Below are 23,113 nucleotides of genomic sequence, written 5' to 3'. Positions count from 1 at the left end.
CGGCGCTACGTCTGTGTAATTAGCCGATCTGCAAAACCCGAGCCATGGCTTCGTCGCCTTCCTTGGCCGTGGTCATCATCTTGATGTGCAGTTCGAATTGACGGGACAGCGCCAGCACCGAGGTCATTTCCTCGACCGCATTGACGTTGCTTGACTCCAGGAAACCGGAAACCACCTGGACGTTGGCGTCGGCAGGTGCGGGCTGGCCGCTCTTGGTGTGGATCATGCCGTCCAGGCCCTTGGTCATGGTCTTGAGGTCCGGATTGACCAGCTTGATGCGGTCGACCTCGGCCATGACCCGCGGGCCTTCGCCCATGGCGCGGATGCTGATGGTGCCGTCCTGGCCGATCTCGACCTTCTGCTCTGGCGGCACGGCAATCGGCCCGCCATTGCCCATCACCGGCATGCCGTTGCCGGCGCGCAGCACACCCAGGCCGTCGATGTTGAGGCTGGCGGTGCGCACATAGGCTTCGCTGCCATCCGGGGCCTGCACGGCGATGAAGCCGGCGCCGCCGATGGCGATGTCCAGGTCACGGCCGGTCTCTTGCATCGAGCCCGGGCTGAAATCGGTGGCCGGGCGCTCGGTCATGGCGTAGGCCCGCGCCGGAAAGCTGTCACCAAACACCGGCATCGAACGCGCCTGCTCCAGGTCGCGCTGAAAACCGCTGGTGGAAATGTTCGCCAGGTTGTTGGCATGGGCCTTTTGCGCCAGCGCATTCTGGCTGGCGCCGGTCATGGCCACGTATAGCATCTTGTCCACAGTCATCCTCCGCTGCGCTGGCGAACACTTGCCGTCCGCCGCTGCTCTGCAGTGCCTGTAGCAAGTTTCAAACCAACTTTTGCAAAAGACCCAAAAGCCCAATAGAACAAGGGTTTCAGCGCTGCGCGAAGACTCGCATGGAGAAAGCGCCGTCGAAATTACGGCGCCGGTTTGCCGCTAGCGGCAAGCTTAGTACTCGCGGCAGGCCGCGTTATTGAAAGGACCGGCAAAACGCTTCCAGCCCTCGCCCGGGGAAAACTGCGCGCACACCAGGCGCCCGGTGACCTGGCTTTCCCAGCGATACCAGGGCGCGGCATCGGCCCAGACCTGGCTCATCAACAGCACGGCAAACAGCGCCAGCAGCCATCGCTGCAACATGATCGACACCCCCGAAATACAAGACCCCTTCCGAGAAAGGGGTCTGTTTATACCAACTACCTTACACCCGCATCAGGCCATCTGGATGATGGTCTGCATGATGGTGCTCTGGGTCGAGATGGTCTTGGCGTTAGCCTGGTAGTTGCTCTGCGCCTTGATCAGCTCGACCAGCTCGTTGGTCAGGTTGACGTTGGACGCCTCCAGCGAGTTGGAAGCGATGGCGCCCAGGGTACCGGTTTTCGGTGCATCGATACCCGGGATACCCGAGGAGTAGGTTTCGGTCCAGCGAGTACCACCCATAGGCTGCAGGCCTTGCTCGTTGGCGAAACTGGCAATCGCGACCTGGCCGATGGCGCGCGACTGCTGGTTGCTGAAGCTTGCGAACATCACGCCGCTGGAGTCGATGCTCAGGCTCGACAGGATACCGGTAGCGTAACCGTCCTGGCTTTGCGACAGGCGCGTGGTCGGGGTGTTGTACGAGGTGGTGTCGGTCATGTCGATGGCGATACCGCCAGCATTGGCAGCCGAACCGTTGGAACCCCAGACCGGTGGCTTGGCACTGGCGTTGGTCACCTCGGCAGGAATCCAGCCGGTCAGCTTGAAGACCTTGTTGACCACTTCGTAGCCCGAGCCCGCAGCGCCGGCAGTCATGCTCTTGACGCTACCGTCGGAGTTGAACACGATGGTGCCTTCCAGCGCCTTTGGCGGCTCTTCGGCAGGGTTCAGCGGGTTGCGGCCATCGATCAGGGTGTACGACTTCCAGGTATTGGTCCCGGTCTTGACGTAGTACTGATCCATGACGTGCTCGTTACCCTGGCTGTCGTAGATCTTGGTGGCGAAGGTCTTGTTCCAGCTGTTTTCGTCGGTCGGGCTGAAGGTGGTGGTCGCCGGAATGACCTTGTCCGACGAGTTCAGGTTCAGGCCCTGATCGATCGCGGTGGTGCTCTTTGGCGCCAGCGCCGAGGTGTCGATCTTAAGGTCAGTCAGCACGCCATTGATGATCTTGCCGTTTTCATCAACGCCGTAGCCGCGCAGGCGCAGGCCGTCAGCAGTGACGACATAGTTGTCCTTGTTGGTCTGGAAGGCACCGGCACGGGTGTAGCTGAGCGCACCGTTGTCGCTCAGCACGAAGAAGCCCTGACCCTGGATACCCATGTCCAGCACGTTGCCGGTGTTGGTGATATCGCCATTGGTGAACTGCTGCGATACCGCGGCCAGGCGCACACCGTTACCGATGTTGTTGGTACCGACGCCGAGCTTGTTGGCCGAGTAGACGTCGGCGAATTCTGCGCGCGACGATTTGAAACCGGTGGTGGCGACGTTGGCGATGTTGTTGCCGGTCACGTCCAGTTGCTTGTTGGCTGCATAGAGACCGCTAAGGCCGATATTGAATGACATCTTTCACTCCTTGTGCCGCGTTAGCCGGCTCTATATACCGATGGTTTGGACTTTGGACAGGGCGATACTGCCCAGGCCGGCGAGATTGAGCATCATCTCGCCACCCGTCTGACTGATGGTGACGCTGCTGACGGTGGCCGGCAGCATGGTGTACATGTCCAGCTGCTTGCCTTCGACGGTGGTCTTGGCGGCAAAGGTGTAGGTACCCGGGTCGACTTTCTCGCCCTTGTCGTTGGTACCGTCCCAGACGAAAGCAGCATTGCCGGCCTTCTGTGCCCCCATGTCGATGGTCTTGACCAGCTTGCCATCCTTGTCGGTAATGGTGACGGTGGCATTGCTGAGCGCCTGCGGGACCACCACCGAACCGTTGAAGCTCTTGGTGGTGTCGACCACGGCCTTGTCGGTCTGGGCGATCACCGAGCGACCGACCAGCGACGAGGCCTGCAGTGCCTGCGAGGACTTGTAGTTGCCGGAAATCGCGGTCACCGACTCGTTCAGCGAGGTGATGCCTTCCAGGCTGCTGAACTGCGCCAGCTGGGCCACGAATTCGCTGTTGTCCTGCGGATCGAGCGGGTTCTGGTGCTGCATCTGGGTCACCAGCAACTGCAGGAACGCGTCCTTGCCCAGTGCCTGCTTGTTGGCGCCGGTCTTGCTGTTGGTGGCCGAGGCGATACCGGCGGCGCTGTTGGCGCTGGTTTCGCTGTTTTTCTTGCCCGACGCCTTGATGACGTCGTTCAGGCTTACGCCGGCTGTTGGGTCATTAACACTTGCCATTGGCTTAGTCCTTTATCACTGACCCAGGGTCAGGACCTTCTGCATCATGGATTTGGCCGTGTTCATCAGCTCGGCGTTGGTCTGGAACGAGCGGCTGGCGGAGATCATGTCAGCCATCTCTTCCACCACGTTGACGTTCGGGTAGTAGACGTAGCCGTCCTTGTTCGCCGCCGGATGGTTCGGCTCGTAGCGCGCCTCAAGGTTGCTCTGGTCCTCGACCACGCCGAGCACCTGCACGCCCTGGCCGGCAGCGTCCTGGTCCTGAAACAGCGACTGGCTGACGCCGGCCTGGGCCTGCTGGAAGGTGGTGGCGAATACCGGGTGACGGGCGCGGTAGGTCTGGTCGATGCTCGACGAGACGGTCTCGGCGTTGGCGATGTTCGAAGCGACGGTATTCAGACGCGTGGTCTGGGCGCTCATGCCGCTACCGGCAATGTTGAAGACACTGGCGAGGGACATGACTTACTCTCCGCGCAGGGCCGATACCAGCCCTTTGAATTTACTGTTGAGCAGCGTGAAGCTGGCCTGGAAACCCACGGCGTTTTCCGCATAGCTCGATTGCTCGAGCTGGGCATCGACGGTGTTCTGGTCGATCGACGGCTGCATCGGCGTGCGGTACTGCAAGGTCTCGTCGCCCATGCTCAGGCCTTCGGCCTCGATGTGCCGGGCGTTGGTACGATCCAGTGCGAAATGGCCCTTGCTGGTCTGCTCGGCCTGCGCCGCCAGCACCGAAGCGAAGTCCATGTCGCGCGCCTTGTAGTTTGGCGTGTCGGCGTTGGCGATGTTGTTGGCCAGCACCTCGGCACGCTGGGCGCGAAAGCCCAATGCCTTTTCGTGGATGCCGAGCGCTTTGTCGAAGCTGATGCTCATGTCGTGGAAACCTTCGAAGGTTTTTCGTTGACTGTGTCAGAGCAAGAGCCATGCCAAAAAACAAAACCCCGTAAATACGGGGCTTTGAGGAGTTTGCCGCCAGCGGCAATGCCAGAAAAGTGGCAAAAGAGCGGCAAGCGGCAAGCTTCAAGCGGCAAGAAAAAGCCAGGCGGCGCGCGAGCGGCTCTCTTTCTTGCCGCTTGAAGCTTGCCGCTAAAGCCTACTTGGCCTGGTAGATGATCCCCGGGCTGCACTGGACCATCTGGTAGTGATCCGGCAAACCGTTGAGCGCTTCAGAAGCACCCAGGAACAGGTAGCCTCCCGGCTTGAGCGTGCCGTGAATGCGCAGCAGGATGTCCTTCTTGACCTGGGCCGAGAAGTAGATCAGCACGTTGCGACAGAACACGATGTCGAACTTGCCCAGGCTCGCATAACTGTCCAGCAGGTTGAACGAGCGGAACTCGACACGGCTGCGGATCGGCGCCTTGACCGCCCAGCGCCCCGGCCCCTTGACATCAAAGTAGCGCTGCAGGCGCTCCTGGGACAGGCCGCGGGCAATCGCCAGGCTGTCGTACTCACCGGTCTTGCAATTGGTCAGCATCGAGCCGGAGAGGTCGGTGGCGACGATCTGCGCCCCCATCTTCAACTGGCCGATGTTGCTGCGCTCGAACTCGTCGATGGCCATGGAGATCGAGTACGGCTCCTGACCCGACGAACAGGCAGCCGACCAGATGCGCAGGCGCTGGCCGGGGTTGGCCTTGATCTGCTCGGGCAAAACCTTGTTCTTCAGCACTTCGAACGGATAGGTGTCGCGAAACCAGAGGGTTTCGTTGGTGGTCATGGCATCGACCACCTGCTCGCGCAAACCGCTGCGCGGCTGGCTCTGGATACGCTGCACCAGTTCGCCCAGGGACTTGATGCCCTGCTGTTCCATCAGCTTGTTGAGACGGCTGGAGACCAGGTATTGCTTATTTTCGCCCAGCAGGATGCCACAGGCTTTTTCCAGGAAGACCCGGAACTGTTCGAAATCCAAATTACCCGTAGACAATGATGCCGCCTCTTAAATCGTATGTACCGCCAGGGGCAAAGGCCCCCGGCCGTTAGTGCGTGGCCTTGATCCGATCAACAACGCGCTGGGCGAGGTCGTCCGGGCGGAATTTGGCCAGGAAGTCATCAGCACCGACCTTCTTGACCATCGCCTGGTTGAACACCCCGGAAAGCGAAGTATGCAGGATGATGTGCAACTTTTGCATGCGCGGGTCGCTGCGAATCTCGGCGGTCAGGGTGTAGCCGTCCATCTCCGGCATCTCGATGTCGGAGATCATCATCAGGAATTCTTCCTCCGGCCGCTTGCCCTCGTCGACCAGCTTGCGCAGGTAGTCGAGCGCCTGGCGACCGTCGTTGAGCGCCACCACTTCGACGCCAACGGTCTGCAGGCAACGGCTGACCTGCTTGCGTGCCACCGACGAGTCATCGACCGTCAGCACTCGCAGCATCACTGCCTTGTCCTGCACTTCGGCATCGACCACGCCGGCGGAGATCGCCTCGGAGGTCGGCGCCACTTCGGCGAGGATCTTCTCCACGTCGATGATCTCGACCATCTTGTTGTCAACCCGGGTCACCGCCGTCAGGTAGTGATCGCGCCCAGTACCCTTGGGTGGTGGATGGATCTCCTCCCAGTTCATGTTGACGATGCGCTCCACCGAATGCACCAGAAACCCCTGGGTCTTGGTGTTGTACTCGGTGATGATGACGAAACTCTTGCTGGTTTCTTCACTCAGACCGGGCATCCCGGTCGCCATCGCCAGATCGAGGATCGGGATGGTTGCCCCACGAATATTCGCGACACCGCGCACGACGGGGCTGGATTTGGGCATAACGGTCAGGTTCGGACACTGCAGCACTTCCCTTACCTTGAACACGTTGATGCCGTAGAGCTGCTCGCCATTGAGACGGAACAACAGCAGCTCCAGGCGGTTTTGCCCTACCAGTTGCGTGCGCTGGTTCACCGAATCCATTACACCAGCCATGCCAGACTCCTTCACCAAACGCTTCGAGCTTCGTACCCAGTCGGCACGCGCTTTGCTTTTTTTAATCGTATGAACATGAAAACGACATTTTTCCGACGCCTGACCCGCCACCTGCCCGGCTTCCTTGCTGCGCTGTGCCTCGCGGCCCCTGGCGTTCGAACTCTGGCTGACGCTTTCACCTTGCCTGAACAGCTTATCGGTGTCACCCAAGGGTTTCTTGAATTCACCGTAGAAGACTACCTGGCCACCAGCCAGACCGAAGGCCGCTACGAGATCCAGGTCAACAACCTCGACCCGCGCCTGCGCATGCCACTGTGCGACCAGCAACTGGGCGCTTCGCTGGAGAGCCCGGCGCAGCCGCTGGGCCGCGTGACCGTGCGGGTTCGCTGCGACGGCAGCTCACCGTGGACGGTGTTCGTGCCCGCCCAGGTACGTCTTTTTCGCAACGTGGTGACCGTGGTCCGTCCGCTCAAGCGCGACAGCGTCGTCGGCGAACAGGACGTCGCCCTGCGCGAACGCGACGTAGGCATGCTCAACCAGGGTTTTCTCGCCAGCCTCGACCAGGCGGTGGGGCTCAAGGTTATCCGACCAACGGTCATGGATCAGGTCCTCACCCCCCAGCACCTGGAGCAGGCCGAAGTGGTGCGCAAAGGCGACCAGGTGGTGATCACCGCTCGCAGCGGCAGCCTGGCTGTGCGCATGCCAGGCGAAGCGCTGAGCAAGGGCGGCCTGAGCGAACAGATCCGCGTGCGCAACCTCAACTCCAAGCGGGTGGTCAAGGCCAGGGTGACCGGACCGGGTCAGGTGGAAGTGGCCATGTAGAGCGCTGAATCAATATCAATGCTGGCGATCAGGAACTGCTTTTCCTAAACTGTGTCCATTGGATGCCCCGAACCGGCCGCGCACGCCTTTGAGCATTTGCGCCTAAAGTTTCTTTCGGGTTGGCCGAAAACAAGGCAAGCGTCCAAACACCCAGAGGTTTTCTGATCATGGTCATCGACTTCAGTCGTTTGAATAACTCCCCGTCGGTTGCCGGCGGCGTGCGCACTGGCAGCAGCCAGGAAAGCACCGCCAGCGCAGCTTCGGCCAAGGCCGGCAGCGTTGCTGAGAGCAGCGCCAGCGGGGAAACCGTACACCTCAGCCACGAGGCCCAGCAGTTGCAAAAGGTCAGCGACAAGCTGCGCGACCAGCCGATTGTCAACAGCGCCCGGGTGGCCGAGTTGAAACAGGCTATCGCCGACGGCAGCTACCAGGTCGACAGCAACCGCGTCGCCAGCAAACTGCTTAATTTCGAAGCCCAGCGCTAGCCCCTGGCGCGCTGACTTCAGGACGCTTGAACCAAAGAGCCAGCCATGCACGACACTACTCTGCTGCAACTGATCGAAAACGATATTGCTCCAGCGCAAGAACTGCTCGAATTGCTGCAGACCGAGAACGTTGCCCTGCACGGCCGCGACATGCCGCTGCTGGAAAACATCCTGGCGCGCAAGCAGTCGCTGGTGATCCTGCTCGATCAGCATGGCCGCCAGCGCAGTGAACTGCTTGCCGGCCTGGGCCTGTCCCAGGACCGCGAAGGTGTCGCCCAACTGGCCAGCAACTCCTCTTTCGGTGACCTGCTGCTGCAACAACTGGATGTGCTTGGCCAACTGCTGGCTGACTGCCAGGCGGTCAACGAGCGCAACGGCCGCTCGATCCAGATCCAGCAGAGCACTACCGCCAACCAGATCAGAATCCTCATGGGCGGCGAAGCACCGTCGCTCTATGACAGCCGCGGGGCCACCTCCCCCCTCGCCAAGCCGCGGGCGTTGAGCCAGGCTTGATTCCCTGTATCAAGGCACGGAACATACTGGCAAAATGCCGTAACTTGCGTGTGACGTTTTTGCCTGGAGAATGATTAACCGTGTTCAATGAAGCAGAAGCTCCGCAGCCTCCGAAGGTGCTCACTACTCCTTTGGAAATTGCCGCCAACTTGCGGTCGCTGCAAGAGAGCCATGACCCACTGATCATCACTTTCCACGAACGCAGCCAGCGTTTTCAAAGCTATGTGGTCGAGGTCGACCGCGAAGGCAATCGCCTGGCCCTTGATGAAATGATCCCTCGTGACGGCGAACGCTATCTGCAGAATGGCGAACCATTTCGCGTTGAAGGCTTTCATGATGGCGTGCGTATCGCCTGGGAATGCAACACACCGCTGAGCATTGTCGAGGAAGATGGTCATCGCTGCTACCGCGGCACCCTGCCCACTGAAGTCGCCTACCATCAGCGTCGCAATGCCTTTCGTGCAGCGCTGAAGCTAACGCAACTGGTGGACGTCGTGCTCGACGGCGAAAAGCTCAAGGGCAATGGCGCATTGCGCGGCAAGCTGCTGGATATTTCCGCAACCGGCTGCAAGCTGCGCTTTGAAGGCAATGTCGAAGAGCGCCTGCAACTGGGCCAGGTTTACGAGAAGTTCGCCAGCGGTGCACCGCTGGGCTTGTCCCAGGTCGAGGTCGAGTTGCGTCATCTGCATTTCGAAGAGCGCATCAACGCCACCTTCGCCGGCGTGCGCTTTCACAACCTCAACGGGCAGATGCAGCGCAAGGTGGAAACTTTCGTTTACCAGCTGCAGCGTGAAGCGCGGCGCTTCGATAAAGACGACTACTGAGTCGACCCCATCGCGGGGCCCGCTCCCACGGGCCCCGCGATGGCATCACACCTGTGTCGGCTTGACCTCTTCAGCCACAACCTCAGCGTCATCCCGATCCTGCGCCTCGGTATCCTCAGCCGCCACCGGCGTCTGCATCTGATCCTGCACCACCTGCTCGTCAACCCGTGGGTCCAGCGCCGCCGACAACGGCGAACCTGCCGCCGGCATGGCCACGTGATGCAGCGGCGCATCGTCGACCTGGTGCAAGCCGGTAACCGCTTTCGGGCGGATCCGCCAGACCAGCACCAGGGCAAAGAAGACGAAGAAGGCATAGAGCATCTGATTGCCCAGCACCTTCATCAATACCCCGGCCACCAGCGGCCCGATACTCGCGCCCACGCCATAGGTCACCAGCAGCATCGCCGTCAGCGACACCCGCCGCTCGCTCTCGACGTGGTCGTTGGAAAACGCCACCGCCAGCGGGTACAGACAGAACTGCAGTAGCGACACGGCAAAGCCTGCGACAAACAGTACCTCCAGCGGCACTGATGGCATGATCGCCAGCGGCAAGGCAACAATCGCCAGGCCCACGGCAACGCTACGAATCAGCAAGGCCCGGTCGTAGCGATCAGACAACCAGCCCAGCGGCCACTGCACCAGCAGCCCGGCGAAAATGCAGCAGCCCATGAACAGACCGACCTGCTCGGTGCTCAGCCCCTGCTTGGACGCATACAGCGGCGCCAGGCCGTAGAAGGAACCGACGATCAAGCCGGCACCCAGCACCGTACTCAACGACTGCGGCACCCGCTTGATAAAGAAGCGCGGCTCCATCGGTGCCGGCCGCAATGGCGCCGGGTGAATCCGTCGGGTGAGTGCCACCGGCACCAGGCACAGGGCGAAGCACATGGCGACCAGCATCAGCAGTTCAAGACCCAGCTGCGGGTGCGCCACCAGGATCAACTGGCCGAGCACCAGGCCCAGGTACGAGGCGATCATGTAGCCGCTGAACACCGCGCCTCGCTGCTTGGCATCGGCCTGCTCGTTGAGCCAGCTTTCGATGACCATGTACTGGCACATCATCCCCAGGCCGACGATGACCCGCAGCAGCACCCAGGCCGGCAACCAGCTGACCAGGCCATGGCCGAGCACCGCCGCGCCGACAATGCCGGCGCAGGTGGCATAGGCACGGATATGCCCGACCCGGGCAATCAGCCGGTGGCCGATCTTGCCGCCCAGGGCCAGGCCGAAATAGTTGGCGGCCATCAGCGCACCGACCCAGAGGCTGTCGACATGATCGGCAGCCAGGCGCAAGGCCAGGTAGGTACTCAACAAGCCGGAGCCGATCAACATCATCAGCGCAGCGAAATACAGCGCGCGAAAAGACTTCCAGATCTGTCGCATCAGCGTCCCGAACGGCTCCTTGAGCTGGTGGAAAAACTGCTTGAAAGCATAAGTGAAAATAACCGCCTTGCAGTTGATGCAGATAAAAAAACAGGTGACAGGGTGTTTACCAACACCGCTGCCACCTGCCTTGAAACTGAGCGATTGCCCCGGCAAAAACGCCTCGCCGGTTATGCCTGCGCGGCCAGCACGCGGCGCTCCCACGGGGTGATCTCATCGAAGAAGCTGGTCAGCTCCAGGGTCTTGGTGGCGATGTAGCCTTCGATGAACTCCTTGCCGAACAGTTCCCGCGCAAGCTCGCTACGCTTCAGACGCTCCAGGGCCGCATGCAAGGTACATGGCAGGCTCAAATGATCCGGCACCTCGAATTCGCCCTGGATCGCCGGCGTCGGTTCGAGCTGCTGCTCGATGCCATAAAGCCCCGCGGCGAGGCTGGCGGCAATTGCCAGGTAAGGGTTGGTGTCGGCGCCTGGCAAGCGGTTTTCGACCCGCCGCGCCACTGGCGAGCTGGCCGGAATGCGCAGGCCGGCGGCGCGGTTGTCTTCGGACCAGCAGGCATTGTTCGGTGATGCGTAGGGGTGGCAAAGGCGCTGGTAGGAGTTCACGTTCGGCGCAAACAAGGCGGTGAAGTCGGCCATGCACGCCTGCTGGCCGCCAATGAAGTGATAGAACGCCGGGGTCGGCTTGCCCTCGGCATCGCTGAAGACATTGCCCCCGCCCTCCACCGCCACCACGCTCTGGTGAATGTGCATGGAACTGCCCGGCGTATGCGCCAGGGGCTTGGCCATGCACACCACGGTCAGGCCATGCTTGAGCGCGACTTCCTTGAGCAGGTGCTTGAACAACAGGGTCTGGTCGGCCAGCAACAGCGGATCGCCGTGCAGCAGGTTGATCTCGAACTGGCTGACGCCCATTTCGTGCATGAAGGTATCGCGCGGCAGGCCCAGTGCCGCCATGCAGCGATAGACCTCGCTGAAGAACGGGCGCAGGCCGTTGTTGGAACTGACACTGAACGCCGAATGACCTTCTTCGCGTCGACCATCCTTGCCCAGCGGCGGCAAAAACGGCTGGTTGGGATCGCTGTTGGGGGCGAAGACAAAAAACTCGAGTTCCGTCGCCACCACCGGCGCCAGGCCACGGGCGGCGTAACGGGCAATAACCGCCTTGAGCAGGCCTCGACTGGAGAGCCCGGAGCTTTCACCGCTAAGCTCGAGCGCATCGCAAATCGCCAGGGCCCGTGGCTCGTCGCTCCAGGGCAGGCGATAGATATGCTGCGGGTCGGCGACCAGCGCCAGGTCGCCGTCGTCGCTGCCATAGAAACGCGCCGCCGGGTACCCGCCCATGATGCATTGCAGCAGCACACCGCGGGCCATCTGCAGGCGCCGGCCTTCAACAAAGCCTTCAGCGGTCATCACCTTGCCGCGCGGTACACCATTGAGATCCGGGGTAATGCACTCGATCTCATCAATGCCCGTCAATCGCTCGGCGAGAGAGTTTTGGCCATTGGTCGTCATGACTCTATCCTTGTTGTTTTCGCATGCCGGGAACGGCGACGGCTACAACATAGGCACCGGCCGTTCGAAATTTCAAGCGCCAAACGGACGATGTGATCGTAATTATCTACACGGGCTAACCTGGCAGGGTCAGGCCATTGGCTGGCAGCGGCAGCGCGGTCTTGTAGCGCACCTGCTTAAGGGCAAAACTCGAACGGATGTTGGCCACCCCCGGCAGGCGGGTCAGGTAGTCGAGAAAACGCTCCAGGGCCTGGATGCTGGGCAACAGCACGCGCAGCAGGTAATCCGGGTCACCGGTCATCAGGTAGCACTCCATGACCTCCGGGCGCTCGGCGATTTCTTCTTCGAAGCGATGCAGCGATTGCTCGACCTGTTTCTCCAGGCTGACATGGATGAACACGTTGACATCCAGGCCCAGCACCTCCGGCGCCAGCAGGGTCACCTGCTGGCGAATCACCCCAAGTTCCTCCATGGCCTTGACCCGGTTGAAGCAGGGGGTTGGCGAGAGATTCACCGAGCGCGCCAGCTCGGCGTTGGTGATACGGGCATTTTCCTGGAGGCTGTTGAGAATGCCGATATCCGTACGATCCAGTTTGCGCATGAGAGAAAATCACCTGTTTTTTGTCTTTATAAGGAATGTTTATCCGCTAGCCGAGGCAAAGGCAACGAAGTTGAGAAAAATATTCTTCAGGCGCCGGAATATCATGTAGGACAAGACTGACTCCCTGGTCACAAGCCGGGTGTCAGCAGCGACCGCTTCAAAGCTCAACAAAAACACAAGACAGAGCGAGCGTAAAAAAGCATGAACGAGTACGCCCCCCTGCGTTTGCATGTGCCCGAGCCTACAGGCCGGCCAGGCTGCCAGACTGATTTCTCCTACCTGCGTCTGACCGATGCCGGTCAGGTTCGTAAACCTCCCGTCGATGTAGAAGCCGCCGATACCGCGGACATCTCCTCTAGCCTGATCCGGGTGCTGGATGACAAGGGCAATGCCCTGGGCCCCTGGGCCGAGGACGTCAGCCCCGAAGTCCTGCGCCAGGGCATGCGCACCATGCTCAAGACCCGGCTGTTCGACAGCCGCATGGTGGTTGCCCAGCGGCAGAAGAAGATGTCGTTCTACATGCAGAGCCTGGGTGAAGAAGCCATCGGCAGCGGCCAGGCCATGGCCCTGAACCGCAGCGACATGTGCTTTCCCACCTACCGCCAGCAAAGCATCCTCATGGCCCGCGACGTGTCGCTGGTAGAGATGATCTGCCAGCTGCTGTCCAACGAGCGCGATCCGCTCAAGGGTCGTCAGCTGCCGATCATGTACTCGGTGCGCGAAGCCGGCTTCTTCACCATCAGCGGCAACCTGGCGACCCAGTTCGTCCAGGCGGTCGGCTGGGCCATGGCTTCGGCCATCAAGGGCGATACCAAGATCGCCTCGGCCTGGATCGGTGACGGCGCCACCGCCGAATCGGATTTCCACACCGCCCTGACCTTCGCCCACGTCTACCGCGCGCCGGTGATCCTCAACGTGGTCAACAACCAGTGGGCGATCTCGACCTTCCAGGCCATCGCCGGCGGTGAGTCGACCACCTTCGCCGGGCGTGGCGTAGGTTGTGGCATTGCCTCCTTGCGTGTCGACGGCAACGACTTCATCGCTGTCTACGCCGCTTCACGCTGGGCCGCCGAACGCGCCCGCCGCGGCCTGGGTCCGACGCTGATCGAATGGGTCACCTACCGCGCCGGCCCGCACTCGACCTCGGACGATCCGTCCAAGTACCGCCCGGCCGACGACTGGAGTCACTTCCCCCTGGGCGACCCGATCGCCCGCCTCAAACAGCACCTGATCGCCATCGGTCACTGGTCCGAGGAAGAGCACCAGGCGGTCAGCGCCGAGCTCGAAGCCGAGATCATCAAGGCGCAGAAAGAAGCCGAACAGTACGGCACCCTGGCCGGTGGCCAGATGCCAAGCCCGGCGTCTATGTTCGAGGATGTCTACAAGGAGATGCCGGAGCACCTGCGCCGGCAGCGCCAGGAACTGGGGATCTGACATGAACGATCACAACACTTCAATCCAGTTGGAAACCGCCATGGCGACCACCACCATGACCATGATCCAGGCCCTGCGCTCGGCCATGGACATCATGCTAGAGCGCGATGAAGACGTAGTCGTCTATGGCCAGGACGTCGGCTACTTCGGTGGCGTGTTCCGTTGCACCGAAGGCCTGCAGACCAAGTACGGCAAGTCGCGGGTGTTCGATGCACCGATCTCCGAAAGCGGCATCGTCGGCACCGCCGTGGGCATGGGTGCCTACGGCCTGCGCCCGGTGGTGGAAATCCAGTTCGCCGACTACTTCTACCCGGCCTCCGACCAGATCGTTTCGGAAATGGCCCGCCTGCGCTATCGCTCGGCCGGCGAGTTCGTCGCCCCGCTGACCCTGCGCATGCCTTGCGGTGGTGGTATCTACGGCGGCCAGACGCACAGCCAGAGCCCCGAGGCGATGTTCACCCAGGTCTGCGGCCTGCGCACCGTGATGCCGTCCAACCCCTATGACGCCAAGGGCCTGCTGATCGCCTCGATCGAGAACGACGACCCGGTGATTTTCCTCGAGCCCAAGCGCCTGTACAACGGCCCGTTCGACGGCCACCACGACCGCCCGGTAACGCCATGGTCGAAACACCCGGCCAGCGCCGTGCCGGATGGCTACTACACCGTACCGCTGGACAAGGCGGCGATCACCCGCCCGGGCAAGGACGTCACCGTGCTGACCTACGGCACCACCGTCTATGTCTCGCAGGTGGCCGCTGAAGAAACCGGCGTCGACGCCGAAGTCATCGACCTGCGCAGCCTGTGGCCGCTGGACCTGGAAACCATCGTCGCCTCGGTGAAAAAGACCGGCCGCTGTGTGGTGGTGCATGAAGCCACGCGCACCTGCGGTTTTGGCGCCGAGCTGATCGCGCTGGTCCAGGAACACTGCTTCCATCACCTCGAAGCCCCGATCGAACGCGTCACCGGCTGGGATACCCCCTACCCGCACGCGCAGGAGTGGGCGTATTTCCCCGGCCCTTCGCGAGTGGGCGCGGCATTGAAACGGGTCATGGAGGTCTGAATGGGCACGCACGTCATCAAGATGCCGGATATCGGTGAAGGCATCGCACAAGTTGAACTGGTGGAATGGTTCGTCAAAGTTGGCGACACCGTCACAGAAGATCAGGTCGTGGCCGATGTCATGACCGACAAGGCCACCGTCGAAATCCCTTCGCCGGTCAGCGGCAAGGTCCTGGCCCTGGGCGGCCAGCCCGGTGAAGTCATGGCGGTCGGCAGCGAGCTGATCCGCATCGAAGTCGAAGGCGCCGGCAACGTAGGAGCGGGCTTGCCCCGCGAAGAGGCCCCCGCAGTCACCGCCAAGGCCCCTGAACCCGAGCCGAAACCTGCTGCATCAGTGCCTGCTGCTGCCCCCGCAGCCTCGGCCCACCAGCCCGCCGCCATCGTCCCGCGCCAAGCCCACGACCGCCCACTGGCCTCGCCCGCGGTGCGCAAGCGCGCGCTGGACGCTGGTATCGAGCTGCGCTACGTACACGGCAGCGGCCCGGCCGGGCGCATCCTGCACGACGACCTCGACGCCTTCCTGGCCCAGCCCACCACCAGCACCCAGAGTGCCCCGGGCGGGTACGCCAAACGCAGCGACAGCGAGCAGATCCCGGTGATCGGCCTGCGCCGCAAGATTGCCCAGCGCATGCAGGATGCCAAGCGCCGCGTCGCCCACTTCAGCTACGTCGAGGAAATCGACGTCACCGCCCTTGAAGAGCTGCGCCTGCACTTGAACAAGAAGTGGGGCGACAGCCGTGGCAAGCTGACCCTGCTGCCATTCCTGGTGCGCGCCATGGTCGTTGCCCTGCGCGAGTTCCCGCAGATCAACGCCACCTACGACGATGAAGGCCAGCTCATCACCCGCCACGGCGCAGTGCATGTCGGCATCGCCACCCAGGGCGACAACGGCCTGATGGTGCCGGTGCTGCGCCACGCCGAAGCCGGCAGCCTGTGGAGCAACGCCGGCGAGATCGTGCGCCTGGCCAATGCCGCCCGCGGCAACAAGGCCAGCCGTGAAGAACTGTCAGGCTCGACCATCACCCTGACCAGCCTCGGCGCCCTTGGCGGCATCGTCTCGACGCCGGTGGTCAACACCCCGGAAGTGGCGATTGTCGGGGTCAACCGCATGGTTGAACGGCCGATGGTCATCAATGGCCAGATCGTCATTCGCAAGATGATGAACCTCTCCAGCTCGTTCGATCACCGGGTGGTCGACGGCATGGACGCGGCACTCTTCATCCAGGCCATCCGCGGCCTGCTCGAACAACCTGCCAGCCTGTTTGTGGAGTGACCATGCAACAGACGCTCAACACTACCCTGCTGATCATCGGCGGCGGCCCCGGCGGCTACGTCGCCGCCATTCGCGCCGGCCAGCTGGGCATTCCCACGGTACTGGTCGAAGGCCAGGCCCTGGGTGGCACCTGCCTGAACATCGGCTGCATTCCGTCCAAAGCGCTGATTCACGTCGCCGAGCAGTTCCACCAGACCCAGCAGCACAGCCAGCAGTCGAACCTGGGCATCAAGGTCTCGCCACCGAGCCTGGACATCACCCAGAGCGTGGCCTGGAAAGACGGTATCGTCGATCGCCTGACCAGCGGCGTCGCCGCCCTGCTGAAAAAGCACGGGGTCAAGGTGATCCATGGCTGGGCAAAAATTCTCGACGGCAAGCACGTCGAGGTCGACGGCCAGCGCATCCAGTGCGAACACCTGTTGCTGGCCACCGGTTCCAGCAGCGTTGAACTGCCGATGCTGCCATTGGGCGGCCCGATCATCTCCTCCACTGAAGCTCTGGCCCCGAAAACCCTGCCCAAGCACCTGACCGTGGTCGGCGGTGGTTACATCGGCCTGGAGCTGGGCATCGCCTACCGCAAGCTCGGCGTCGAGGTCAGCGTGGTCGAAGCCCGCGAGCGCATCCTGCCGACCTACGACAGCGAACTGACCGCGCCGGTGGCCGAGTCGATCAAGAAGCTGGGGATCAAGCTCTACCTCAAGCACAGCGTCGAAGGCTTCGATGCCGGCCACCAGGCCTTGCAGGTGCGCACGCCCGAAGGCGAACTGCTGCAACTGAGCACCGACCAGGTGCTGGTCGCGGTCGGCCGCAAGCCACGTACCCAGGGCTTCAACCTGGAAAGCCTGGCGCTGAAGATGAACGGCTCGGCGGTGGCCATCGACGAGCAATGCCAGACCAGCATGCTCAACGTCTGGGCCATCGGCGATATCAGCGGTGAACCGATGCTCGCCCACCGGGCCATGGCCCAGGGTGAGATGGTTGCCGAACTCATTGCCGGAAAATCGCGGCGCTTCGAGCCGGCCGCGATTGCCGCGGTGTGCTTCACCGACCCGGAACTGGTGGTCGTCGGCAAGACCCCGGAACAGGTCGAGCAGGAGGGCCTGGACTGCATCGTCACGCAGTTCCCGTTCGCCGCCAACGGCCGGGCCATGACCCTGGAATCGAAAAGCGGCTTCGTGCGCGTGGTCGCCCGTCGGGACAACCACCTGATCCTTGGCTGGCAAGCGGTTGGCGTGGGCGTCTCGGAACTGTCCACAGCCTTTGCCCAGTCACTGGAGATGGGCGCTTGCCTGGAAGATGTGGCCGGTACCATCCACGCTCATCCGACCCTGGGTGAGGCGGTGCAGGAAGCGGCGCTACGCGCCCTGGGCCACGCCCTGCATCTGTAGACACTGAAGCGGCTGAGGCCGATTTGACCCGCTGCCCCGTGCAGCGGGTCCTTTTTCATTCACCGATCTCATCCTTGCCAGCCGCCTTGGCCCGGTACAGCGCCTGGTCCGCGCGGCCCAGCAATTGCGCTTGCCCTTCACCCTCCAGCCATTCGACCACGCCATAACTCATGGTCAGCAATCGCTCGCCCACCGGCGGCGCCTGCTCCAGCGCCTGGCGAATCTGCCGCGCCAGTTGCAATGCCTCTTCGCGCTGGGTGCCCGGCAGCACTGCCACGAACTCATCACCGCCCCAGCGTGCCAGCAAGTCACCGGCACGCAGGCAAACCTTGATCCGCTCAACCGATGCGATCAGCGCCTGGTCACCCTGGGCATGGCCATACTGATCGTTGATCGGCTTGAAGTCGTCGATATCCATGACAATCAGCGCCAGCGGCTGGCGAAACCGCCGTGCCCGCTCGCACTCTTGCTGCAGGACCTTTTCCAGGCGGTAACGGTTGGCCACCAAGGTCAGCGCATCGCGTTCGGCCAGGTCGCGGTTCTCGTCGAGCTGGCGCTGCAGTTGCTGGTTGACCCACGACAGCTCGCGGGTGCGCTCGGCGATCTGCGCTTCCAGCGACAGGTTTTCCAGCTGCAGTTGCTCGACCAGGCGCTTGCCATCGTCGATATTGCGATGAGCGCCGAGCATCCGCGCCACCGAACCATCCGGGTTGCGCTCAATGATGTGACCGCTGTCCTCGATCCACAGGAAGTTGCCGTCCTGGCAACGGCAACGGTACTCGATGCGGTACTGGTCGGAGCGGTCGCTGATGTAGTCCTCGAAATGGCTCATCACCCGCGGGTAGTCCTCGGGGTGGATCACGCCTTCCCAGGTCAGTACGGTGTTGTCCAGCGAGTGGCTGGGGTAGCCGAGCATCCGGTACCAGCCGGGGTTGCGGTAGACGTAGCCGGTATTGGCATTCCAGTCCCAGATACCGTCGCTGATCAGGTCCAGCAGGGTGTGCAACTGTTCTTCCCTGAAGTCGCCCAGCGGGGCCTTCAATGGTGGTGTGTCTGACGTTTGAGTCATGGACGATCTCCCTTGTCCAGGCAACTACGCCCCAGCCGGATGTTGGTGCTGCCGGTTTGAAATGACTTGCCGCTGACGGCAAGGGTTTACCTCTTCGGGGCAAAGCATGCGCCGATTCACCAGCCGCCGTACAGCGCCACCCCCTGTATATACTAGCGCGTAAGCCTGTCAGCAGAGCTGGCACAAGACTTGCCATCGATCGAAGGTCAACTTGCATCCATCAAGGAGAGTGATCAGGTGAGTAGCATCAATGCCCTCGGCGTCCACACGCCAGTCATCAACCCGACCCGTGGCGTGGCCGAAGCCGCCGCCGAACAGGCCCAGTTCCGCCCGCCGGTGCCAACCAGCAGTGCCAACCGCCAGCAGCAAAGCCAGGCCAACACCTCCCAGCAAAGTGCCGAAGACGCCCGCGAGGAAGCCTTCGCCAAACTCAAGGTGCAACTGCAGAACCCCGACGTGGACATGCGCGAGCAAGCCACAATCAGCGCCAGCGAAACCGGCAAGAGCGCTGCCCAGCAATTTCGCGAGTACATGGCCCTGAGCCCGGCAGAGAAGATCAAGCTCAAGCTGCTCAATGAGCTGGGCATCAGCCAGGAAGAGTTCGAAGCCCTGCCGCCGGCGGAAAAGGACAAGATCGAGCGCAAGATTGCCGAGCAGATGAAAAAGCAGACCGAGCTTGAGTCGCTGGCCAGCCTGAACTCCGAACTGCAAGGCCCGGCGATGTCAGCCAAGCTGGTGGCCAACCTGACCGCCACCCAGGGCGGCAGCGATGACGCAAAGGATCAGGACCTGGCGTCAGCCTCGGCCCTGACCCAATCGGCGAAGGCCTGAACCTCGGGGCGCTGCAAGGCGTCCTGACGGCACACCAGGTAGTAGGCAAAACGCGCTGGCCAGGGTTTGTCGAGGGCCAGCTGCAGCTTGCCGCTGGCCAGGTCTTCAGCCGCGTGGGTGTCCTGCACCAGGGCGATGCCCTGGCCTGCAGCCGCGGCACGCAGTAACAGCAGGTCATCCTCGAAACTCGCACCGCGTGCTGCCCGCGGGTCCTCGGCAACGCCATGGGCCTGCAGCCAGAGCATCCAGTCGGCGCGATCGGCATCGTGCAACAACGGGTACTTCAGGCAATCGGCGGGCCGTTTCACGGCCGGCCCTTGGGCCAGCAACTGCGGGCTGGCCACCGGCAGCAAAACCGGCGCCATCAGGCGCACGGACTCCAGCCCCGGATACTGCCCCAGGCCATGGCGCAGGGCGACGTCAATGCGCTCGCGGTGAAAATCCACCAGCTTGGCCGAGGCCTCGACGCGCACTTCGATCTGCGGGTGCAAGGCGTTGAAGCGCCCTAAACGCGGCACCAGCCAGGAGGCGGCAAACGACGGTACGGTGCTGATGGTCAGAGCCTTGCCTGGCGCCAGTTGCTCCAGCAACGCCAGCGACGCCTCGATCTGATCGAATCCCCTGAGCAGCCCCGGGTACACCCGCGCACCGGCTTCGCTAAGGTGCACGCCATGGCGACCGCGCACGAACAGCACCACGCCCATGCGCTCCTCGAGCAGGCGCACCTGCTGGCTGACCGCCCCAGGCGTAACCCCCATGTGCGCCGCGGCGGCCTTGAGGCTGCCCAGCCGGGCCGCTTCAGTGAAGGCCCGCAATGCCAACAACGGTAGAACTGCGCCCATTTTCACCCTCTCCATGGTTTAGAAAAACTATCGCCAAAGCGCAGGATTGATCGTTTTTCAAGCAGCCCCGGCGCGCCTAGCATAGCCCGTCTCTGATCACTCCTGAAGAGAAAGCCCATGCCGCTAATTCTGTATAGCGATAGCTCACCTAATGGCTTCAAGATCACCATCGCCCTCGAAGAGCTGGGGCTGCCCTACACCCTCAAGCATGTACAGATCGACCATGGCGAGCATCGCCTGCCTGAGTTTCTCGCACTCAACCCTCATGGCCGCATTCCGGTGCTGGTTGATCTCGAGCGCGATGTCACTCTGTTTGAGTCAGCATCTATCCTTTTGTACCTGGCCGACAAGAGCGCACGACTGCTGCCCGATTCCCCCCGTGAACGCTGGGCGGCCATCACCTGGTTGCAGTTTCACGCGGCGAGCATGGGGCCGATTCTCGGCCAGCGCGTGCACTTCGAACGGTTCGCCGAACAGCCCTGCCCCGCAGCCATCGCCCGCTACCGGCGCCTGAGCGAAGAGGTGTTCAGCCCCCTCGACCAGCGCCTGACCGGCCGGCCCTGGCTGGCGGGCAGCAGTTACTCGATCGCCGACATCGCCACCTTCGGCTGGACCCATATCGCCCGGATCATCGACTTTGATTTCAGCCACTACCGACACCTGAGCGCCTGGCATGAACGCGTCAGTCAACGCCCTGCCGTGCAGCGCGGCATCCGCCTGCCCGCCCCCGCAACCGGCCCCTGAAGGACTAAAAGGAATTAATCGATGAACCCAACCCTGAACGGCGCCAGCGCCCACGCCTTCGCCCACCACCCTGGCTATCGACGCATGTTCGCCGCCGACCGCCTGACCCTGGGGATCTTCCTGCCGCTGCGCTTCTATCGCGGCGACATGGCCGTGCTCACTGGCCAGGCCGCGCTGGTCAGCGACATCGACCGCCTGGGCTTCGCCGGCGTCTGGGTGCGCGATGTGCCGCTGTACGATCGGCACTTCGGCGATGCCGGCCAACTGTTCGACCCCTTTGCCTACTTGAGCTACCTGGCCGCGCACACCCGGCGCATCGCCCTGGCCACGGGCAGCGCGATCTTCGCCTTGCGCCACCCGATCGACCTGGCCAAAGCCGCCTGCACCATCGACCAGCTGTCAGGCGGGCGCCTGGTGATGGGCATCGCTTCCGGGGATCGGCCGGTGGAGTTTCCCGCCTACGGTCTGGATCATGCCGAGCGCGGCGAACGCTTTGCCGAGGCCGTGAACTATTTCCGCCAACTGCTGCACAAGGGCGACCACTCGATTGAATCAACCCTCGGCCAAATGAGCGGCGCGCAACTGCTGCCCAAGCCCGTTGGCGGCGCCATCCCGCTGCTGGTCACCGGCAGCTCGCGCCAATCCATGCAGTGGCTGGGCGAACAGGCCGATGGCTGGCTGACCTTTCCTGATGCGACTGAAAACATCCTCGGCCCCCGGCGCCTGGCCGAGAAAATCCGCGCCTGGCGCGACAGCATTCCCGGCGGCGGCTTTCGCCCGCACGTGACCAACGAGTGGATCGATCTGGACGCCAACCCCGATTTTCCACGCACGGCGATGCAGGGCGGCTACGTGCTGAGGACCGGGCGCAAGGGGCTGATTGATCTGCTCGGGGAATGGCAGGATGCGGGGGTCAATCATGCGGCACTGGGCATTCAGTTTTGCCAGCGCCCGGCGGCGGAGGTGATTCAGGAGCTGGCAGAAGAAGTGCTGCCGTCATTTGCATCCCATGAAGGACCGTTGCCGTTGCGCCAGGATTGGTAGATCCCAGGCCGCAGCTGTTGCTGCGGCCTGACACCAGGCATCATCGAGTGTTGCCAATCACCGCACTCATGTATTGATTCAAATCGCGAAAATCCTGAACTCGCCAAGCGTACGGCGCCACCTTCACACCATTCTCGCGCAGCGTTCTGGGGATCAAGTCGCCGTTGGGGCGAAGTATTACCGATGAGACGATAACGCCCGGGTAGTCTTTCAAGCGTTTCTTGAATGCCGAGGTGGTCAGATCAGGGGTGGGCGGGTTGCTTTTGTTCGCCAAGGGCCCGGTCCCCTTGATGTCTGCCCCATGGCACATGGCGCATCGTTGCAAAAAGAGCTGTTTGCCATTGGCATTATCCGCCAAGGACGTGGATGCCTGAATCAACGATAGAATCCCGAGCGCAGCGATGATTAGTCTTTTCATTTTCAGGGCTTTATTGACTCTTCATGCAGCTGCGCGGTTGCCACAAAGAAACGCAGCAGTCAGAAGAATGGCCAGAGAGGCGAAAGTGAGATGGTGTCCCAGGGCAGGTTCGAACTGCCAACCTTCCCCTTAGGAGGGGGATGCTCTATCCAATTGAGCTACTGAGACACAGAGCCGGCAACGGGCGTCGCGCGGCAAGGACGGCGTGCATGTTAACCAGCAGGCCGGCATTTGTCATGTCATCCGTGGGGCTTTTTGCCTGTGGGTTTTTCAACGGATCGTGCAATCTGCAATGAGGCAGTCAGCCATCATTGCAGATTGCACGCAAAAGCGCACAAAAAACCAGCTTAAGCCTCTGATTTTAAAGGATAAAACACGATAAAGAGGCTGGCATGCAGTGTGCATTGTCTAGTTCATGACACGTGGCTCGGGGCCCCGCCCCGCCTTTGCGGAGTATGTCCATGAACAGCACCCTGCTTCTGCTCAACGCCCTGGCCCTGGCTACCCTGGTTGGCCTGGTCGTGCAACCCGACAGCATCGCCACTGCGGCACAAGCCCATGCGGCACCGGCGATGAAAGCGCAACTGGCCGTGTTCGGCGCACAGGCTGCGCACGTGCAAAGCGCACCGCTTGCAAGCAGCGAACGGCTGGCGTTCTAG

Annotated in this window: 26 protein-coding genes and 1 tRNA gene; 12 read left to right on the top strand and 15 right to left on the bottom strand. The window is 62.2% G+C overall.

Annotated features, from left to right (window positions below; translation table 11 throughout):
* Positions 1-19: 19 nt before the first annotated feature.
* The 8 genes from ACIOVF_RS05685 to ACIOVF_RS05650 all read right to left on the bottom strand — a co-directional run bounded on the left by ACIOVF_RS05685 (position 20) and on the right by ACIOVF_RS05650 (position 6,210).
* Entirely contained in the window at positions 20-760 is a 741-nt protein-coding gene (locus ACIOVF_RS05685; RefSeq protein ID WP_401288103.1) for a flagellar basal body rod protein FlgF, read from the bottom strand.
* A gap of 189 nt (positions 761-949) precedes the next feature.
* Positions 950-1,138, bottom strand: coding sequence for a hypothetical protein (locus tag ACIOVF_RS05680; RefSeq protein WP_195883366.1), 189 nt, complete (start codon positions 1,136-1,138; stop codon positions 950-952).
* Positions 1,139-1,210: 72 nt separating this feature from the next.
* Positions 1,211-2,536, bottom strand: a complete 1,326-nt coding sequence (flgE, locus tag ACIOVF_RS05675; protein WP_045200234.1) for a flagellar hook protein FlgE — start codon at positions 2,534-2,536, stop codon at positions 1,211-1,213.
* A 30-nt stretch (positions 2,537-2,566) separates the two neighbouring features.
* Entirely contained in the window at positions 2,567-3,310 is a 744-nt protein-coding gene (gene flgD / locus ACIOVF_RS05670) for a flagellar hook assembly protein FlgD (protein WP_045200232.1), read from the bottom strand.
* A gap of 15 nt (positions 3,311-3,325) precedes the next feature.
* Positions 3,326-3,769, bottom strand: a complete 444-nt coding sequence (gene flgC / locus ACIOVF_RS05665) for a flagellar basal body rod protein FlgC (RefSeq protein ID WP_045200230.1) — start codon at positions 3,767-3,769, stop codon at positions 3,326-3,328.
* A 3-nt stretch (positions 3,770-3,772) separates the two neighbouring features.
* Entirely contained in the window at positions 3,773-4,180 is a 408-nt protein-coding gene (gene flgB / locus ACIOVF_RS05660) for a flagellar basal body rod protein FlgB (RefSeq protein WP_038996408.1), read from the bottom strand.
* A 220-nt stretch (positions 4,181-4,400) separates the two neighbouring features.
* On the bottom strand, positions 4,401-5,228 hold the full coding sequence (cheR, locus tag ACIOVF_RS05655) for a protein-glutamate O-methyltransferase CheR (RefSeq protein WP_038996410.1): 828 nt from the start codon (positions 5,226-5,228) through the stop codon (positions 4,401-4,403).
* 52 nt (positions 5,229-5,280) lie between these two features.
* On the bottom strand, positions 5,281-6,210 hold the full coding sequence (locus tag ACIOVF_RS05650) for a chemotaxis protein CheV (protein WP_010224956.1): 930 nt from the start codon (positions 6,208-6,210) through the stop codon (positions 5,281-5,283).
* A 69-nt stretch (positions 6,211-6,279) separates the two neighbouring features.
* Between ACIOVF_RS05650 and flgA the strand changes: the two genes are divergently transcribed.
* The 4 genes from flgA (at position 6,280) to ACIOVF_RS05630 (ending at position 8,854) form a co-directional block, all read left to right on the top strand.
* Positions 6,280-7,032 carry a flagellar basal body P-ring formation chaperone FlgA gene (flgA, locus tag ACIOVF_RS05645; protein WP_045200223.1) on the top strand — a complete coding sequence of 251 codons (753 nt, stop codon included), beginning with the start codon at positions 6,280-6,282 and terminating at the stop codon, positions 7,030-7,032.
* Positions 7,033-7,199: 167 nt separating this feature from the next.
* A complete protein-coding gene (gene flgM / locus ACIOVF_RS05640; protein WP_045200221.1) occupies positions 7,200-7,517 on the top strand; it encodes a flagellar biosynthesis anti-sigma factor FlgM in 318 nt (105 codons plus the stop codon).
* Between the two features lie 45 nt (positions 7,518-7,562).
* Positions 7,563-8,030, top strand: coding sequence for a flagella synthesis protein FlgN (locus ACIOVF_RS05635; RefSeq protein WP_045200219.1), 468 nt, complete (start codon positions 7,563-7,565; stop codon positions 8,028-8,030).
* 80 nt (positions 8,031-8,110) lie between these two features.
* Positions 8,111-8,854, top strand: a complete 744-nt coding sequence (locus ACIOVF_RS05630) for a flagellar brake protein (protein ID WP_045200217.1) — start codon at positions 8,111-8,113, stop codon at positions 8,852-8,854.
* Between the two features lie 45 nt (positions 8,855-8,899).
* Here the strand turns inward: ACIOVF_RS05630 and ACIOVF_RS05625 are convergent, their stop codons facing one another.
* The 3 genes from ACIOVF_RS05625 to bkdR all read right to left on the bottom strand — a co-directional run bounded on the left by ACIOVF_RS05625 (position 8,900) and on the right by bkdR (position 12,352).
* Positions 8,900-10,237: an MFS transporter gene (locus tag ACIOVF_RS05625; protein ID WP_401288092.1), complete on the bottom strand. Its 1,338-nt coding sequence runs from the start codon at positions 10,235-10,237 to the stop codon at positions 8,900-8,902.
* Positions 10,238-10,407: 170 nt separating this feature from the next.
* Positions 10,408-11,649, bottom strand: coding sequence for a glutamine synthetase family protein (locus ACIOVF_RS05620; protein ID WP_258610699.1), 1,242 nt, complete (start codon positions 11,647-11,649; stop codon positions 10,408-10,410).
* Between the two features lie 217 nt (positions 11,650-11,866).
* Positions 11,867-12,352 (bottom strand): Bkd operon transcriptional regulator BkdR, encoded by a 486-nt coding sequence (gene bkdR, locus ACIOVF_RS05615; protein WP_045189126.1) that lies wholly within the window; start codon positions 12,350-12,352, stop codon positions 11,867-11,869.
* 201 nt (positions 12,353-12,553) lie between these two features.
* Here bkdR and ACIOVF_RS05610 point away from each other — a divergent pair, with 201 nt between their 5' ends.
* Genes ACIOVF_RS05610 through lpdA form a run of 4 tightly spaced genes read left to right on the top strand, consistent with a single transcriptional unit; the run spans position 12,554 to position 17,506 of the window.
* On the top strand, positions 12,554-13,786 hold the full coding sequence (locus ACIOVF_RS05610) for a 3-methyl-2-oxobutanoate dehydrogenase (2-methylpropanoyl-transferring) subunit alpha (RefSeq protein WP_045200210.1): 1,233 nt from the start codon (positions 12,554-12,556) through the stop codon (positions 13,784-13,786).
* Position 13,787: 1 nt separating this feature from the next.
* The gene (locus ACIOVF_RS05605) at positions 13,788-14,846 is read left to right on the top strand and encodes an alpha-ketoacid dehydrogenase subunit beta (protein ID WP_045200208.1); all 1,059 of its coding nucleotides are present in this window, start codon (positions 13,788-13,790) and stop codon (positions 14,844-14,846) included.
* Positions 14,847-16,118, top strand: a complete 1,272-nt coding sequence (locus ACIOVF_RS05600; RefSeq protein ID WP_045200207.1) for a dihydrolipoamide acetyltransferase family protein — start codon at positions 14,847-14,849, stop codon at positions 16,116-16,118.
* A 2-nt stretch (positions 16,119-16,120) separates the two neighbouring features.
* Positions 16,121-17,506, top strand: a complete 1,386-nt coding sequence (gene lpdA / locus ACIOVF_RS05595) for a dihydrolipoyl dehydrogenase (protein ID WP_093385671.1) — start codon at positions 16,121-16,123, stop codon at positions 17,504-17,506.
* 55 nt (positions 17,507-17,561) lie between these two features.
* On the opposite strand, the gene ACIOVF_RS05590 is transcribed toward lpdA, so the two are convergent.
* A complete protein-coding gene (locus ACIOVF_RS05590; protein ID WP_045200204.1) occupies positions 17,562-18,575 on the bottom strand; it encodes a sensor domain-containing diguanylate cyclase in 1,014 nt (337 codons plus the stop codon).
* A 237-nt stretch (positions 18,576-18,812) separates the two neighbouring features.
* On the opposite strand from ACIOVF_RS05590, the gene ACIOVF_RS05585 reads away from it, so the two are divergent.
* Positions 18,813-19,406 (top strand): hypothetical protein, encoded by a 594-nt coding sequence (locus ACIOVF_RS05585; protein WP_176794287.1) that lies wholly within the window; start codon positions 18,813-18,815, stop codon positions 19,404-19,406.
* On the opposite strand, the gene ACIOVF_RS05580 is transcribed toward ACIOVF_RS05585, so the two are convergent.
* On the bottom strand, positions 19,358-20,248 hold the full coding sequence (locus ACIOVF_RS05580) for a LysR substrate-binding domain-containing protein (RefSeq protein WP_258610085.1): 891 nt from the start codon (positions 20,246-20,248) through the stop codon (positions 19,358-19,360). The two genes, ACIOVF_RS05585 and ACIOVF_RS05580, sit on opposite strands and share 49 nt — an antisense overlap.
* Positions 20,249-20,365: 117 nt before the next feature.
* On the opposite strand from ACIOVF_RS05580, the gene ACIOVF_RS05575 reads away from it, so the two are divergent.
* Together ACIOVF_RS05575 and ACIOVF_RS05570 are read left to right on the top strand one after the other, a co-directional pair.
* Positions 20,366-20,992, top strand: coding sequence for a glutathione S-transferase family protein (locus tag ACIOVF_RS05575; RefSeq protein WP_401288084.1), 627 nt, complete (start codon positions 20,366-20,368; stop codon positions 20,990-20,992).
* A gap of 21 nt (positions 20,993-21,013) precedes the next feature.
* Positions 21,014-22,036 carry an LLM class oxidoreductase gene (locus tag ACIOVF_RS05570; protein ID WP_401288081.1) on the top strand — a complete coding sequence of 341 codons (1,023 nt, stop codon included), beginning with the start codon at positions 21,014-21,016 and terminating at the stop codon, positions 22,034-22,036.
* 40 nt (positions 22,037-22,076) lie between these two features.
* Here the strand turns inward: ACIOVF_RS05570 and ACIOVF_RS05565 are convergent, their stop codons facing one another.
* Together ACIOVF_RS05565 and ACIOVF_RS05560 are read right to left on the bottom strand one after the other, a co-directional pair.
* Positions 22,077-22,454 carry a cytochrome c gene (locus ACIOVF_RS05565; protein WP_258597015.1) on the bottom strand — a complete coding sequence of 126 codons (378 nt, stop codon included), beginning with the start codon at positions 22,452-22,454 and terminating at the stop codon, positions 22,077-22,079.
* A 91-nt stretch (positions 22,455-22,545) separates the two neighbouring features.
* A tRNA-Arg gene (locus ACIOVF_RS05560) sits at positions 22,546-22,622 on the bottom strand.
* 293 nt (positions 22,623-22,915) lie between these two features.
* Between ACIOVF_RS05560 and ACIOVF_RS05555 the strand changes: the two genes are divergently transcribed.
* On the top strand, positions 22,916-23,113 hold the full coding sequence (locus tag ACIOVF_RS05555; protein ID WP_045200194.1) for a hypothetical protein: 198 nt from the start codon (positions 22,916-22,918) through the stop codon (positions 23,111-23,113).

Origin of the sequence: Pseudomonas sp. NPDC087612 (genome assembly GCF_044743505.1) — a bacterium.
Lineage (GTDB): Bacteria > Pseudomonadota > Gammaproteobacteria > Pseudomonadales > Pseudomonadaceae > Aquipseudomonas.
Note: the sequence above shows the minus strand (reverse complement) of the source record. Positions and strands in the feature narration are given on the sequence as shown.